The sequence below is a fragment of the Pseudomonas sp. PSE14 genome, from assembly GCF_029203285.1.
Classification (GTDB): Bacteria; Pseudomonadota; Gammaproteobacteria; order Pseudomonadales; family Pseudomonadaceae; genus Pseudomonas.
In genome coordinates this window covers 3,757,128-3,771,383 of sequence record NZ_CP115669.1, presented here as the reverse complement: position 1 = coordinate 3,771,383, position 14,256 = coordinate 3,757,128, and the positions used below count along the sequence as shown (strand labels likewise).

At 64.3% G+C, this 14,256-nt stretch carries 11 protein-coding genes; 5 read left to right on the top strand and 6 right to left on the bottom strand.

All coding sequences use genetic code 11. The features are described 5' to 3' along the window. Nucleotides 1-6 precede the first annotated feature (6 nt). The gene (locus O6P39_RS17180) at nt 7-1,605 is read left to right on the top strand and encodes an outer membrane protein transport protein (protein ID WP_275607689.1); all 1,599 of its coding nucleotides are present in this window, start codon (nt 7-9) and stop codon (nt 1,603-1,605) included. 71 nt (nt 1,606-1,676) lie between these two features. Further along, entirely contained in the window at nt 1,677-2,801 is a 1,125-nt protein-coding gene (locus tag O6P39_RS17175) for a MalM family protein (protein WP_275611970.1), read from the top strand. A gap of 413 nt (nt 2,802-3,214) precedes the next feature. Here O6P39_RS17175 and O6P39_RS17170 read toward each other — a convergent pair whose 3' ends face one another. From O6P39_RS17170 to O6P39_RS17145, 6 genes are all read right to left on the bottom strand, one after another. Beyond that, nucleotides 3,215-4,201, bottom strand: a complete 987-nt coding sequence (locus tag O6P39_RS17170; RefSeq protein WP_275607688.1) for an alpha-L-glutamate ligase-like protein — start codon at nt 4,199-4,201, stop codon at nt 3,215-3,217. A 3-nt stretch (nt 4,202-4,204) separates the two neighbouring features. Continuing rightward, complete coding sequence (locus O6P39_RS17165) at nt 4,205-5,740, bottom strand: inactive transglutaminase family protein (protein WP_275607687.1); 1,536 nt, start codon at nt 5,738-5,740, stop codon at nt 4,205-4,207. A 4-nt stretch (nt 5,741-5,744) separates the two neighbouring features. Then, nucleotides 5,745-6,284 (bottom strand): ATP-dependent zinc protease, encoded by a 540-nt coding sequence (locus tag O6P39_RS17160; RefSeq protein ID WP_275607686.1) that lies wholly within the window; start codon nt 6,282-6,284, stop codon nt 5,745-5,747. A gap of 269 nt (nt 6,285-6,553) precedes the next feature. After that, on the bottom strand, nt 6,554-7,444 hold the full coding sequence (locus tag O6P39_RS17155) for a DUF2950 domain-containing protein (protein ID WP_275607685.1): 891 nt from the start codon (nt 7,442-7,444) through the stop codon (nt 6,554-6,556). Between the two features lie 10 nt (nt 7,445-7,454). Then, the gene (locus O6P39_RS17150; RefSeq protein WP_275607684.1) at nt 7,455-9,056 is read right to left on the bottom strand and encodes a DUF3300 domain-containing protein; all 1,602 of its coding nucleotides are present in this window, start codon (nt 9,054-9,056) and stop codon (nt 7,455-7,457) included. A 161-nt stretch (nt 9,057-9,217) separates the two neighbouring features. Continuing rightward, the gene (locus O6P39_RS17145; RefSeq protein WP_152222596.1) at nt 9,218-10,036 is read right to left on the bottom strand and encodes a pyruvate, water dikinase regulatory protein; all 819 of its coding nucleotides are present in this window, start codon (nt 10,034-10,036) and stop codon (nt 9,218-9,220) included. A 219-nt stretch (nt 10,037-10,255) separates the two neighbouring features. On the opposite strand from O6P39_RS17145, the gene ppsA reads away from it, so the two are divergent. The 3 genes from ppsA (at nt 10,256) to rraA (ending at nt 14,207) form a co-directional block, all read left to right on the top strand. Next, nucleotides 10,256-12,571, top strand: coding sequence for a phosphoenolpyruvate synthase (gene ppsA / locus O6P39_RS17140; RefSeq protein ID WP_331314103.1), 2,316 nt, complete (start codon nt 10,256-10,258; stop codon nt 12,569-12,571). A gap of 67 nt (nt 12,572-12,638) precedes the next feature. Then, nucleotides 12,639-13,613: an alpha/beta fold hydrolase gene (locus O6P39_RS17135; protein WP_275607682.1), complete on the top strand. Its 975-nt coding sequence runs from the start codon at nt 12,639-12,641 to the stop codon at nt 13,611-13,613. A gap of 105 nt (nt 13,614-13,718) precedes the next feature. After that, nucleotides 13,719-14,207, top strand: coding sequence for a ribonuclease E activity regulator RraA (gene rraA / locus O6P39_RS17130; RefSeq protein ID WP_152222602.1), 489 nt, complete (start codon nt 13,719-13,721; stop codon nt 14,205-14,207). Nucleotides 14,208-14,256: the final 49 nt, after the last annotated feature.

Here is a 14,256-nt window from a genome sequence, read left to right as displayed (position 1 = left end):
CTCCACATGACAATGCGCATTTCGCCACTCGCGTTGGCGATGGCAGGGGTGAGCCTTGGCTGGTCGTCGCTGGCCGGGGCCCAACTGGCAAACGATCTGACCATCGGCAACCCCAAGGCCATGGCCATGGCCAACGCCGTCACCGCCGATTCCACCGGCATCGACGCGGTGCACTACAACCCCGCCGCGCTGACCAAGCTCAAGGGCCGGCAGACCCAGCTCAAGCTGGTCACCGGGGTGATGGACATCCGCGCCGACTTCAAGGCACCGCCCAACTATGGCGATGCCGCCTTCGGCCTGGATGACGATCCGGTGGCCAACAGCAGCAGCCGTACCCTGACACCGACCATGTACCTGCCGGGCCTGGGCGGGATGACCGACATGCCGTTGCTGGTGGCGCCGCTGGCGGGGCTTTCGATCAACCCGCCGGGCTCGAAATTCACCTTCGCCACCAACGTCTATGCGCCCCAGGCACTGGGCTACTCGCGCGACTCCGACAGCGATCCGGCGCGCTACGAAGGGCGCCGGGTATCGCTGCAGCGCATCACCTACTTCTCGCCCTCGGTGGGCTACGAGATCAACGACACGCTTTCGGCGGGCCTGTCGATCGGCTTTTCGCACCAGGCGATGGCCCTGGATACCGACTTCCGCAACCCCGGCCTGCTCACCGGCCTGCTGCAGACCCTGCACGACACCACCTGCGTGCCGGGCGCGCAGGAAATCGTCGAGCTGGTGTTCAACGTCTGCGGCGGCCGCATCGGTCCCTACGACTCGCTGGCCAACCTGAAGCTGGACATGCAGCAGAGCCTGTCGCCGAGCTTCAACCTCGGCATCCTCTGGGAGCCCCGCGACTGGTTCGCCTGGGGCGCGACCTACCAGAGCGAGTCGCGCATGCACCTCAAGGGCAAGTACCGGGTCGACTACAGCCAGGACTGGCAGGGCTTCTGGTCCGGCCTGCAGAGCTCGATCTTCGGCGCCTTCCTGAGCCCCCTGTTCCCCTACGGCAACACCGACGAGGAACACGGCGTGGCGACGCTGAACATGGTCAACCCGGACAGCTTTTCCACCGGCATCAAGGTGCGCCCGTTCGACAAGTGGCAGTTCAACTTCGACCTGAAGTGGACCGACTACAGCGACTGGAACAAGCTGGAGATCGAGTTCGACAAGGAGCTCGACCTGTTGCGCATCGCCAAGAACTTCGCGCCCAACGGCGCCACCGACCACAGCATCATCCTCGACCGCGGCTACCAGGACACCTGGAGCTACGCCATGGGCATGCAGTACGACGTCAACGATCGCCTGCAACTGCGCGCCGGCTACGAGTACCGTCCTTCGGCAATCCCCAAGGACAAGGCCGACGCCCTGGTGCCGATCGGCGACGCCGATCTCTACGGCCTGGGCCTGGGCTACCAGTGGGACAAGGACACGGTGATCGATCTGGGCTTCAACTACTTCGTGTCGAAGCAGAGCATCAAGTCCGGCAGCAGCTGCAACCTGAACTGCACCGGCATCGACAACCTGGTCTACAACCCCTATGCGGGGCTTGACGTCAGCACCACGGTGAAGGCCTATATCTTCGCCATGACGTATCGGACGACTTTCTGAGGGCATCGGACATGGGCAAGCGGACTTTGCTGACGGGCTGCCTGATCGCCGCCGGACTGGCCGCCCCGGCGATGCAGGCCGCCAGCGGGCGCTACCTGTCCTGGGTGGACGACAACGGCCAGGTGCACAACACCTTCGTCGACGCCAGCTTCAGCCAGCAACAACGCCAGGCCGACAAGCGCATTGACCAGAGCGACCGGGCGCGCCAGCTCGACGCATCCGGTACCCAGTGGCCGGGCGCACAGCCGGCCGGGGAGAGCAAGCGCCGCTACTTCACCTGGGTCGATGCCCAGGGCAACATCCAGAACAGCTTCTATGCCGCTGGCCAGGTACCGCCGGGGCGCGCCGACTACGTGCTGCCCAACGGCGACCACTCTTCCGAGTACATCGACGCCGAGGCGTATGAGGACAAGGGCTTCGTTCGCAGCGAGAACGGCAACCCGTACTACACTTGGGTCGACGAGCAGGGGCGCATGCACAACTCGCCGATCAGCGCCGAGCAGCGGGCCGAAGCGTTCCGCCGGGGCGAGCAGGGTGGTGGCAAGGTCGCCTATACCGAAGGGCGACAGATCGATTTCAAGTCGCGTCCGGCGGACCTGCCCGGCCTGGATGGCAGCGGCGAGCAGACCGACGCCATGAAGGCGCTGCTCAAGGGCAGCGGCAAGACCCTCGACGATCTCTACCAGGACCTGCAGCGCCGCTGTTGCGAGCAGATGGCCGATGGCGACTTCACCGAGTTGAGCGCCGAAGAGCCGCGCTATGAAGAGCTGAACAAGTTCTCCCCGAGCTTCGACTTCCCCATGGGCAAGAGCTACTTCGTGGCGATGAAGCTGCCCAGCTCGCAGCGGGTCTACGGCCTGCGCGTGCGCAGCTTCGCCAACCACCAGGTGGTGTACCCGTCGCTGCTGTTCCTCGACGAACGCAAGCGCCCGACCCGCTTGGTGAGCGATGCGGTGTACAAGCTCAATCCGGAAACCTGGTACCGCTATGCCTTCATCGAGGGGACGGTGCCGGTGCGTGCCAACCAGGGCGAGCGTTACGTGCTGCTGCTCACCACGGATGAAGATCGCAGCTTGCAGACACTCGACAACAAACCCTACAAGCGCCCGCTGGAAAACCTGGCGGTGAACGAGGCGGGGATGAAGGTGCGCGAGCATGGCGACCAGGGCGGGTTCGAGCTGGCCGTGGTGCGCTGATCTGACGCCTTTCGTAGGAGCGAGCTTGTTCGCGAACCGTCCAACATCGAAGTGGTCAGGGAATTCGTTCGCGAGCAAGCTCGCTCCTACAGGTGCCACCCTGCGTTTCGTGGCCGCAACAAGCTCGGCAATCGCCGGACCTTTTCATGGGGCAGCACGTAGGGCGTACAACCGTTCGCGGTTGTACGCCGATACACCCGAAGCGCCGGCAGGAGCTGTGGCTGATCTCGAAGCGCTCGGCGACGGGCGTCCGAGTGGATCTCCGTGTAGGCGGGAACCAGGGGCAAACGGCGTATAACGTCGAACGTTATACGCCCTACATTCGCGGCTGTGGTGTGCTGAGCCGGGGGGCTACACCTCGCACCCATGAAAAAGCCCGGCAATCGCCGGGCTTTTTCATGGGGCAGGGCGCCTCAGACTTCCTTTGGCTGCACGTGTCCGAACAGCTCCTGGGCGAAGCGCACGCGTTCTTCCACTGTCTCCTTCACGCCCTTGGCTTCCATCTCGGCAATGTGTGCCTCGACGGCATGGGTGCGCAGGGTCAGGCCGCAGTCGTTGGCGATCTGGATGTTCAGGCCGGGGCGGGCGTTCAGTTCGAGGATCAGCGGGCCCTTGTCCTGGTCCAGTACCATGTCCACGCCAATGTAGCCCAGTCCGCAGAGCTCGTAGCAGCCGGCGGCGAGCTTCATGAAACCGTCCCAGTTGGGCAGTTGCACACCGTCCACCGCGTTGGTGGTGTCCGGGTGTTTGCTGATCTTGTTGTTCAGCCAGGTGCCGCGCAAGGTCTGCCCAGTGGCCAGGTCCACACCCACGCCGATGGCGCCCTGGTGCAGGTTGGCCTTGCCGTTGGACTGGCGGGTCGGCAGGCGCAGCATCGCCATCACCGGGTAGCCCATCAGCACGATGATGCGGATGTCCGGTACGCCTTCGTAGCTGATGCTCTTGAAGATCGGGTCCGGAGTGACGCGGTATTCGATCAGCGCGCGGTCGCGGTGGCCACCCAGGGAGTACAGGCCGGTAAGGATGCTCGACAACTGGTGCTCGATTTCCTCGTGGCTGATGATCCGCCCGGAGACCGTCTTGTAGCGGCCCTCGAAGCGATCGGCGATCACCAGGATGCCGTCGCCGCCGGCGCCCTGCGCCGGCTTGATCACGAAGTCGTTACGGTCACCGATGATTTCCGGCAGGCGCTCGATCTCTTTCTCGGTGGAGATGATCCCGTACATTTCCGGTACGTGGATGCCCGCCTCGATCGCCCGCTGCTTGGTGATGATCTTGTCGTCGACGATCGGGTACAGGTGCCGCTGGTTGTACTTGAGCACGTAGTCCGCGTTGCGCCGGTTGATACCCATGATGCCGAGGGCGCTCAGGGCTTTCCATCGCTTGATCAGGCCGAACATGGCTTAGTCCTTGAGGAAGGCTTTGAAGCGGAACAGTTCGGTCAGGCGGTACCCGCGGTAGCGACCCATCGCCAGCATGAACGCCACCAGGATCAGCAGCACGGCCGGGAAGGTGAACACGAAGTACACCAGCTCCGGAATGCGCATCAGGATGTGCGCCAGGGCAGCGGCGACCAGGGTGCCGATGGCGGCCTTCATGGCGTGCGCGGCGCCGCGCTCTTCCCAAGTGATCGACAGGCGCTCGATGCTCATGGTCAGGATCACCATCGGGAACAAGGCCACCGACAGGCCGCTCTCGAAGCCCAGCTTGTGGCTGAGCAGGCTGATGGCGGCGATCATCACCACCACGAAGGTCAGCACCACCGACAGGCGCGGCAGCATCTGCAACTTCAGGTGTTCGAGATAGGAGCGCAGCGACAGGCCCAGCGCGGTGATCACGGTGAACAGGCCGATACCCCATTGCAGGCCGGTTTCGCGGAAGGCGAGGGCGATCAGCACGGGGGTGAAGGTACCCAGGGTCTGGATGCCGATCAGGTTGCGCAGCACCAGGATCACCAGCACGCCGAACGGGATCATGATCATGATCTGGAAGGTCTGCTGGGTGGACAGTGGCAGGCCGTACAGCGAGTACTCGAGGAAGGCCGCGTCGGTGTTCTCGTCGGACAGCTTGGCCAGGCGGATGGCGTTCATCTCGCTGCTGTTGAGGCTGAAGTTGACCTGGGCCTTCTTGCCGCCTTCGATGGACAGCAGGCTTTCATCGCCCAGCCACCAGATCAGGCGGTCGGCGGGCAGGCCGCGCTCGCCGGTTTCCGGGTTGAAGTACAGCCACTCCTTGCCGTTGAAGCTGCGTAGCCAGAGCTCGGGCTGCTGCGGCTGGTTGGCCACCAGGCGAATGGTGTGCACGCGCTCCAGCGGCACGTGGGCCACCGCCAGCAGGGTCTCGACCACATGGGAGCGTTTTTCCAGGCTGGTGTCGCCGGCCAGCAGCAGCTTGACGTTGTCGTCGTTGAGGTTGTTGGCGCGCTTGATGGCTTCGCTGACGAAGGTCTCGACGTCCGCCGAATGCTGGCGGATGGGGGCGATCAGGGCTTCGGCGGCGATCTTCTCCGGGCCTTCCAGGGGCAGGCTGTCACGGAAGATCGGGCCTTTTTCCTTGGGCTTCTCGCCGGCGGCGCCGGTGTAGCGCTTGGTCAGCACCAGGCGATAGTAGAGGGTCTGCTGGCCGCTGGCGCGGCGCGAGGACCAGGTCACCTTGCGGTTGCCGTCGGCGCGGTTGATGCCCACGCCGTAGTTGTTGGAGACGAAGCTCTCGTTGAGGCTGACGTAGTTCTGGCTCAGCGGCGGGACGAACATCTGCACCTTCACCGGTGTCTTCGGCGTGGCGACGAATTCGACCTTGGCATCGATGTTCCACAAGTCGTCGGTCTCGGCCTCGGTCATCGGGATGCCGAGGATGAAGATCTGGTAGGCGGTGATCGCGACGCCCAGCGTCAGCAGGATGGCGATCAGGACCTTCAGATGCAGGGTAAGAGAGCGCATGGGATTACTCGGCAGGTTTCGCTACGGGTTGGCAGCCGGGCTTGCCGGCAGCGTATTTCAGGCTCGGGTCGACCAGGGCGCCGAAGCGCTTGAGCGCGTCGGAGCCGATCAGAAGCGGGTATTGGAAGGCGCTGCGGTCGGTAAGGTTCACTTCGATGGTGCGTCGGACCTTGCCCATGCAGACGTCCAGCTCGATCACCGGGCGGGCGGTATAGTCCTTGCCTTCGTCAGGGTCGTAGTCGCCATGACGGCGCTTGATCTTGCTGATGCGGGCCAGGGGCTTTTCGATCGGCTGGCTGTCGGCGGTGTCGGTGGCCAGGTAGAAGCGTACCCAGGTCTCGCCGTCGCGCTTGAAGCGCTTGATGTCGCGGGCGCTGAGCGAGGCGGTCTTGGCGCCGGTGTCGAGCTTGGCGGCCAGCTCCAGGCTCAGATCGTCGATGCGGGCGTATTCGTTCAGACCGTAGACGGTCTTGCCGGCAGCGGCGCTGACGCCGGAAAACAGGACGATGCTCAGGAGCAGCAGGGCAGTGGGCTTGATTCTCATGGGTCTTGATGAGTGGGTGGCCGCAAAGCCTTGGAAAAGTGGGTGTCCCGGTCGTCACCCTCGCTCGGACATGGCCGGATTGCCACCGGGCTGGGCCCAGGGACGCCAGGCAATAGCGCGGCGAATTCTACCATGTGGTTTTTACGTGGCGACAGTCGGTTGGTCTCTTGGCAGGGTATTTGTCAGCGACTGCCCCGTGCACAGTAGACGCAGGGGCAGTCGCTGCACCCGCTCTCGACAGCCTGGCTGCCGCGGGCGGGCGTTGAGGCTCAGGGACTTTCCGGGACCTTGACTTCGCTCCAGCTGCTGTCGGGGTCGAAGCGGGTCATCTTCAGGGCGATCTTGTCGCCATTGGGGCCCAGGTTCTTGGAGAAGACCTCCCCGTCGTGGCTGATCATGAAGCTCATCACGCCCGTGTCGCCATAACGGACCGGCCAGGCGATCAGGGCGAAGCCTCGGGTCATCTTGCCGCCGATCAGGTAGTCATAGGCGCCGCCGGGGGCCGAGGGACCCTGGGCGGTGAGTATGCGGTAGTGGTAGCCGTGCCAGCCGCCGTCCGGGAGTTCGTCGCCGAACAGGGGGCCGAGCGGGCTTTCCTCGCCGTCTTCCTCTTGCGGCCAGTACAGGCCGTCGTGGCGGCCATCGCTGCTGACAAATTTCTGGGCGTATTCCAGTACGCCGTCGCCATTGCGGTCGACTTCGGCAAAGTCCATCTGCGCATCGTGATAGGCCTGCACCGCGTTTATCGCTGCTTCTTCGTTGCGGCCGATGCGGCGGACGCGAATTTCCTCCCCGCCCGCCTTGGCGTTGAATGCCCAGCCCTGCTTCTGGTGCAGGATCGGCAGGGGCAGTGTCCATGGATCATTGCCGACTACCAGGTGGGCACGGTCGGGGCCGTCTTTCTCGATCTGGTGCTTGTCCTTGTAATGCGCGAGGAAGGCATCCACTTCATCCCGGTCGATGCCTTCGGGCGGGATGTAGCTGCGCCAGTCCTTGCCGAGTAGGGCGGTCAGGCGCTCCGGGTCGGCCTTCTCGGTGCCGAGCGCGGCGACGAAGGCATCGGCGGCGGCTTCCGGTGTGGGAAAGGTTTCCTGCGCCAGCAGGCTGCAGGGCAGTGCGCCCAGGAGGGCGAGCGCCAGTAGGCGCGATGCGAAATGCATGATTCGTCTCCTATCGGCGCCGTCCGCCGCCGGAAAATGCGCGGGCGGGACGTTGTACGGTGTGCCCGGCGCGTGCGGCCTGAGGCCGGCTGGCGACGGCGCGGCTGGCTTGTCCGCGCTCGGAGAACGCTCGGGATTGCCTTGGGTTGTTGGCTCCGACGAAGGCATTGTTCCGCGGCGCCTGGGTCCTGGCGCGCTGCTGGCGGGCCTGCTCGCGGATTTGCGAGTTGTTCTGCGCACGTGGCCGTTGCTGTGCCTGGGCGCTGCGGTTTTGCGCAACGCTTTGCGCACGCTGCCGGGCGTCGGGGTTGTTGCGCAGTTCCCGGGTGGCGGCCTGCGCGCGCTCGCGGGCTTGCGGGTTGTCTCTCAGGTCGCGGGTGGCAGCCTGGGCGCGTTCGCGGGCCTGCTCATTGTTCACCGCCGGTGGGGTGATGCCGCGCTGGGCAAGGCTCTCGCGGGCCCGGGCACGCTCCTGGGTGCGTGCGGAGTCGAAGCCGCGCAATGCCTCGCGCTGCTCGCCGCCTGCCAGCCGGCGGTTGTACTGCTCGCGGCTGGCCGCGTCACGGTAGGGCACGCCATTGCGGTAGGTGGGGTCATGGCGCCAGGTGGCGCGGTTGCCGTTGAACTCGCGGTTCACGTTGCGATTGACGTTCCGGTTGCTGTTGAAGTTGTTGTAGTGCTCTACATCCACGTCGATCTCATGGTCGTCCCAGTCGCAATCGCCCCAGAGCGAATTGACGATGGCGATGCCCGCGCCGAACGCCAGGCCGGTGGCCAGCGCGGTAGCGACGGGGTACTGGTATTGGGGCGGAGGCGGGTAGTAGGTCGGCGGGCTGGAGGGATAGGCCCAGGTGCCGTAGACCTGATTGGGGTTATAGCTGGGAACGTAGACCACCTGCGGGTTGGTCGGCTCGATGACGATCGTCTGCGAGGGGGCGGGCTGCTGCACGACCACCGTGTCGCCGCCGGGAGCTGGTTGCGCGGGAGGCGGGGCCGCCGGCTTGATGCTGATGGTCTGCTGTTCGTTGGATTTCAGGTTGCCGGCAGCCTGGGCCTGGCGGCGCAGGCGCTGGACGGAATCCATCACGGCGTCGGGCTGCGCCAGGAAGGCGTCGCCGACGCGTTGAACCCAGGCGGGGTCCTGTTCCAGTGTGGCCAATACGACAGGGAACGCCACCAGCGACTGGACGCTCGGGTCCCACGGCTGATTGGCAACCTGCTTCACGGCCTCGTCGCCGCTTACGCCGGGGTGGGCCTTGGACCAGGCGGCTGCATCGGCCACATTGCCCGGGTAAGTGGTTGCCATCAGCACTTGGGCCAGCAGGGAGTCCGGGTACAGCGCCAGCGGCGCGAGCATCTGGTCGAGTTCTTCGGTGCTGAATACAGCCTGAGACGGATTTGCCGGTGCGGCCGGAGGCGCTGCTGTCGCCGCAGCAGCGGGTGGCGCTGGCGCGGCTGCCGGTGCAGGGGCAGGCGCTGCAGGGGGTGCGGCAGCGGGTTGGCCGGCGGCTGGGGGCGTGGGTGTGGTGACCTTGGCGTTGGGCGGCTCGCTCTTGTCGCAGCCGGCCAACGCCAGCAGGGCAGCCAGAATCAGGTGCTGACATTCGCGCATGGCGCTCTCCTTTGCCTGTGCCGGGGAATGCCCGACCCGTCGAAAACGCCACGGGCAAATCTCGGGTCTACAGAATGATAGGCGGGTTGGCGAGAGGCTGCCGAAAGACTAACGGCCGGGGATACCGGCCGTCGATTGAGGGTACTTCGAGAGTTGGGCGGCTACTTGAGCCGGCGTTCCACGCCTTTCTCGACGAGGATCTTGGCGGAGATCTCTTCCACCGAGAAATGCGTCGAGTTGATGTAGGCGATGTTCTCGCGGCGGAACAGGTTCTCCACCTCGCGGACCTCGAACTCGCACTGGGCGAAGCTGGCGTAGCGGCTGTTGGGTTTGCGCTCGTTGCGGATGGAAGTCAGCCGGTCGGGATCGATGGTCAGGCCGAACAGCTTGTGCTTGTAGGGCTTGAGCGCGTTGGGCAATTGCAGGCGCTCCATGTCTTCCTCGGTCAGCGGGTAGTTCGCCGCGCGGATGCCGTACTGCAACGCCATATAAAGGCAGGTCGGGGTCTTGCCGGAGCGCGACACGCCCACCAGGATCAGGTCGGCCTTGTCGTAGTAGTGGGTGCGGGCGCCGTCGTCGTTGTCGAGCGCGAAGTTGACCGCGTCGATACGCTCCATGTAATTGGAGTTGTGGCCAATGCTGTGGGATTTTCCGACGGAATACGACGAGTCGGCGGATAATTCCTGCTCGAGCGGGGACAAAAACGTCGAGAAGATGTCAATCATGAAACCGTTGGATTGCGCAAGGACCGAACGGATCTCGCGGTTTACGATGGTATCGAAGATGATCGGGCGTGCCCCGTCCGCCTCGGCAGCGTTGTTGATTTGCTGTACCATGACGCGCGCTTTTTCTTCGGTATCGATGTAAGGTCGCGTCAGTTTGACGAAATTGATGTTCTCGAACTGCGCAAGAAGGCTCTGGCCGAGGGTTTCGGCAGTAATGCCGGTGCCATCGGAAATGAAGAATGCAGTTCGTTTCATATGCGCTGCGGGCCTTAAGGTAGGAACGTTTCTTGGCTATGATAGGCCGCGCGTTTGCAAGGCCCTTTGCCGGGGCATTCTTACTCATTTTTCTGGCCCGGGCCAGAAGAGTGGCGCCGCACCGGCCCGTACGACCTTTTCCAACACCTTAGTGGAGAGATCACCTTGGTAGAGTACGTAGTTTCCCTCGATAAGCTCGGCGTCCATGATGTCGAACGTGTGGGGGGCAAGAACGCATCCCTGGGCGAAATGATCAGCAACCTCGCCGGTGCTGGTGTTTCCGTACCAGGTGGTTTCGCCACCACCGCCCAGGCCTACCGTGACTTCCTCGAGCAGAGCGGCCTTAACGATCGCATCCATGCTGCGCTGGACGCTCTCGATGTGGATGACGTGAATGCCCTGGCCAAGACCGGTGCGCAGATCCGCCAATGGGTGATGGATGCCGAATTCCCGGCCCAGCTCGACGCCGATATCCGCAAGGCCTTCACCGAGATGGCCGCCGGCAACGACAATATGGCCGTTGCCGTACGCTCTTCGGCAACCGCCGAAGACCTGCCGGACGCCTCCTTCGCCGGCCAGCAGGAGACCTTCCTGAACATCCGCGGCGTGGACAACGTGATCCGCGCGGCCAAGGAAGTCTTCGCCTCCCTCTTCAACGACCGTGCCATCGCCTACCGCGTGCACCAGGGCTTCGACCACAAGCTGGTCGCCCTGTCCGCCGGTGTGCAGCGCATGGTCCGCTCCGAAACCGGCACCGCCGGCGTGATGTTCACCCTGGACACCGAATCCGGTTTCCGTGACGTGGTGTTCATCACCGGCGCCTATGGCCTCGGCGAGACCGTGGTGCAGGGTGCGGTGAACCCCGACGAGTTCTACGTCCACAAGCCGACCCTGGAAGCCGGCCGCCCGGCGATCCTGCGTCGCAACCTGGGCAGCAAGGCCATCAAGATGGTCTACGGCGAAGAAGCCAAGGCCGGCAAGTCGGTCAAGGTGGTCGACGTGGAGAAGGCCGATCGCGCCCGCTTCGCCCTGTCCGACGCCGAAGTGACCGAGCTGGCCAAGCAGGCCCTGATCATCGAGAAGCACTACGAGCGTCCGATGGACATCGAGTGGGCCAAAGATGGTGACGACGGCAAGCTGTACATCGTCCAGGCCCGCCCCGAGACCGTGAAGAGCCGCGTCAGCGCCACCGTGATGGAGCGCTACCTGCTCAAGGAAAAGGGCAAGGTCCTGGTGGAAGGCCGCGCCATCGGCCAGCGCATCGGCGCAGGCCCGGTGAAGGTGATCCACGACGTTTCCGAGATGGACAAGGTCCAGCCGGGCGACGTACTGGTCTCCGACATGACCGACCCGGATTGGGAGCCGGTGATGAAGCGTGCCAGCGCCATCGTCACCAACCGTGGCGGCCGTACCTGCCACGCGGCGATCATCGCCCGTGAACTGGGCATCCCCGCTGTCGTCGGCTGTGGCAACGCCACCGCGGCGCTGAAGGATGGCCAGCGTGTGACCGTATCCTGCGCCGAAGGCGACACCGGTCTGATCTACGAAGGCGAACTGGGCTTCGACATCCGCCAGAACTCGGTCGATGCCATGCCGGAGCTGCCGTTCAAGATCATGATGAACGTCGGCAACCCCGACCGCGCCTTCGACTTCGCCCAGCTGCCGAACGAAGGCGTGGGCCTGGCTCGCCTGGAATTCATCATCAACCGCATGATCGGCGTGCACCCCAAGGCGCTGCTGAACTTCGCCAGCCTGCCGGCGGACATCAAGGAGAGCGTCGAGAAGCGCATTGCCGGTTACGACGATCCGGTCGGCTTCTACGTCGAGAAGCTGGTCGAGGGCGTCAGCACCCTGGCCGCTGCCTTCTGGCCGAAGAAGGTCATCGTGCGTCTGTCGGACTTCAAGTCCAACGAATACGCCAACCTGATCGGCGGTAAGCTCTACGAGCCGGAAGAAGAGAACCCGATGCTCGGCTTCCGTGGTGCCTCGCGCTACATCAGTGAGTCCTTCCGCGATTGCTTCGAGCTCGAATGCCGCGCGATGAAGAAGGTCCGCAACGAAATGGGCCTGACCAACGTCGAGCTGATGGTGCCCTTCGTACGTACCCTGGGCGAAGCCTCCCAGGTCGTCGACCTGCTGGCCACCAATGGTCTCAAGCGTGGCGAGAACGGCCTGCGCGTCATCATGATGTGCGAACTGCCGTCCAACGCCCTGCTGGCTGACGAGTTCCTCGAGTTCTTCGACGGCTTCTCCATTGGTTCCAACGACCTGACCCAGCTGACCCTGGGCCTGGATCGTGACTCGGGCATCGTCGCGCACCTGTTCGACGAACGTAACCCGGCGGTGAAGAAGCTCCTGTCCAACGCCATCCAGGCGTGCAACCGTGCTGGCAAGTACATCGGCATTTGCGGCCAGGGCCCGTCGGACCACCCGGACCTCGCCAAGTGGCTGATGGAACAGGGCATCGAGAGCGTGTCGCTGAACCCCGACTCGGTTCTCGACACCTGGTTCTTCCTCGCCGAAGGCCACTCCTGACAGTTCCTTCACCATCCATGAGAAGGGCGGGTGATTTCACCCGCCCTTTTTTGTGCCAGCCGATTCCATGCAAAGCAGCAGTCAACTCTTTCCCGTCGCGCTGATGAGCGCAGAGTTCCGCGGTGACCTCACCGAGGATGTATACCGCTTGAAACCGGGCAACAGCCCCGATTCCAGTGTCGAGCTGGTGCTGACCCGTCTCGGGCAGCGCGATGGCTCCCGTGGCGTGCCGGTGATCCTTCTGCACGGCAGCTTTTCCAACCGCCGCTTCTGGTATTCACCCAGGTGCATCGGCTTCGGCCCGTATCTGGCGCGTGCCGGCTTCGACGTCTGGATTCCGGAGATGCGCGGGCACGGGCTTTCTCCGCGCAACCAGGACTATGACCGCAACCGCGTGGCCGACTATGCGCGCTTCGACCTGCCGGCCATCGCCAGCTTCGTCGTCGAGCAGAGTGGTCAGGCGCCGCACTGGATCGGCCATTCCCTGGGCGGTATCACCCTCGCGGCGGCGCTCGGTGGCGGCTATCTGGAAGACGGGCAGGCGGCCAGCGTGGCGCTGTGTGGCAGCCAGATCAGCCGTACCTACTGGCCGCTCAAGCTGCCGCCGGTGGCCTGGAGCGGGCGCTTCCTGCTCAAGCGCATGGGCGGGCTGTCCGGCTCCAGGCTCAAGCGCGGTCCGGAAGACGAGCCGCTCGGCCTGGCTCTGGAAACCCTGCGCTGGTACAGCCTGTTCGGTCGCTTCGGCGAGAAGGACAATGACTGGTGGGGCGGTCTGCAGAACGTCAAGGTGCCGGTGCTGGCGGTGGCCTCCGACGGTGACTACCAGGACCCTGCCTGGGCCTGTCGCCAACTGCTGGAGCAGTTTGGCTCCGAGGCTCGGGAATACCTGCGCCTGGGCAAGCGCCATGGATTCTCCGAAGACTATGGTCATGTCGAGATGCTGATCAGCAAGGGCGCGCAGCGTGAAGTCTGGCCTCTGTTGCAGCACTGGCTGGAGCACGGTGCGTTGCCGGCCGGGCAGGGCGCTCTGGCGCAGGCTTGAGCGTTCCTCGCTGGCGCCGTAGCGGTTAGACTGTGACGCCAGTGAGCCTTTCGGTCACGTCAGGGCCGGATTGCCGTATCCGTTTTCATCAAGAGGAGCGTCTCCATGCATTACGTCACCCCCGATCTGTGCGATGCCTACCCGGAGCTGGTCCAGGTCGTCGAGCCGATGTTCAGCAACTTCGGCGGGCGGGACTCCTTCGGTGGCGAGATCGTCACCATCAAGTGCTTCGAGGACAACTCGCTGGTCAAGGAGCAGGTCGAGAAGGACGGCAAGGGCAAGGTCATGGTGGTGGACGGCGGCGGCTCCCTGCGCCGCGCGCTGCTGGGCGACATGCTGGCCGAGAAGGCGGCGAAGAACGGCTGGGAAGGCATCGTGGTGTATGGCTGCATCCGTGACGTCGACGTGATCGCCCAGACCGACCTGGGCGTGCAGGCGCTGGCCAGTCACCCGATGAAGACCGACAAGCGCGGCATCGGCGACCTGAACGTCGCAGTGACCTTCGGTGGCATCACCTTCCGCCCGGGCGAGTTCGTCTATGCCGACAACAACGGCATCATCGTTTCGCCTAAAGCGTTGAAAATGCCGGAGTAAATCGAACCTCCGAGCGCGGTTCGAGTCAATGCCGGAAGCGAAGGCTTCC

Excerpts from the sequence above, each read along its gene's own strand:
- O6P39_RS17180 (WP_275607689.1), top strand. The coding sequence starts at position 7 with ATGACAATGCGCATTTCGCCACTCGCGTTGGCGATGGCAGGGGTGAGC.
- O6P39_RS17175 (WP_275611970.1), top strand. The coding sequence starts at position 1,677 with ATGCAGGCCGCCAGCGGGCGCTACCTGTCCTGGGTGGACGACAACGGC.
- O6P39_RS17170 (WP_275607688.1), bottom strand. The coding sequence starts at position 4,201 with ATGTTCGGCCTGATCAAGCGATGGAAAGCCCTGAGCGCCCTCGGCATC.
- O6P39_RS17165 (WP_275607687.1), bottom strand. The coding sequence starts at position 5,740 with ATGCGCTCTCTTACCCTGCATCTGAAGGTCCTGATCGCCATCCTGCTG.
- O6P39_RS17160 (WP_275607686.1), bottom strand. The coding sequence starts at position 6,284 with ATGAGAATCAAGCCCACTGCCCTGCTGCTCCTGAGCATCGTCCTGTTT.
- O6P39_RS17155 (WP_275607685.1), bottom strand. The coding sequence starts at position 7,444 with ATGCATTTCGCATCGCGCCTACTGGCGCTCGCCCTCCTGGGCGCACTG.
- O6P39_RS17150 (WP_275607684.1), bottom strand. The coding sequence starts at position 9,056 with ATGCGCGAATGTCAGCACCTGATTCTGGCTGCCCTGCTGGCGTTGGCC.
- O6P39_RS17145 (WP_152222596.1), bottom strand. The coding sequence starts at position 10,036 with ATGAAACGAACTGCATTCTTCATTTCCGATGGCACCGGCATTACTGCC.
- O6P39_RS17135 (WP_275607682.1), top strand. The coding sequence starts at position 12,639 with ATGCAAAGCAGCAGTCAACTCTTTCCCGTCGCGCTGATGAGCGCAGAG.
- rraA (WP_152222602.1), top strand. The coding sequence starts at position 13,719 with ATGCATTACGTCACCCCCGATCTGTGCGATGCCTACCCGGAGCTGGTC.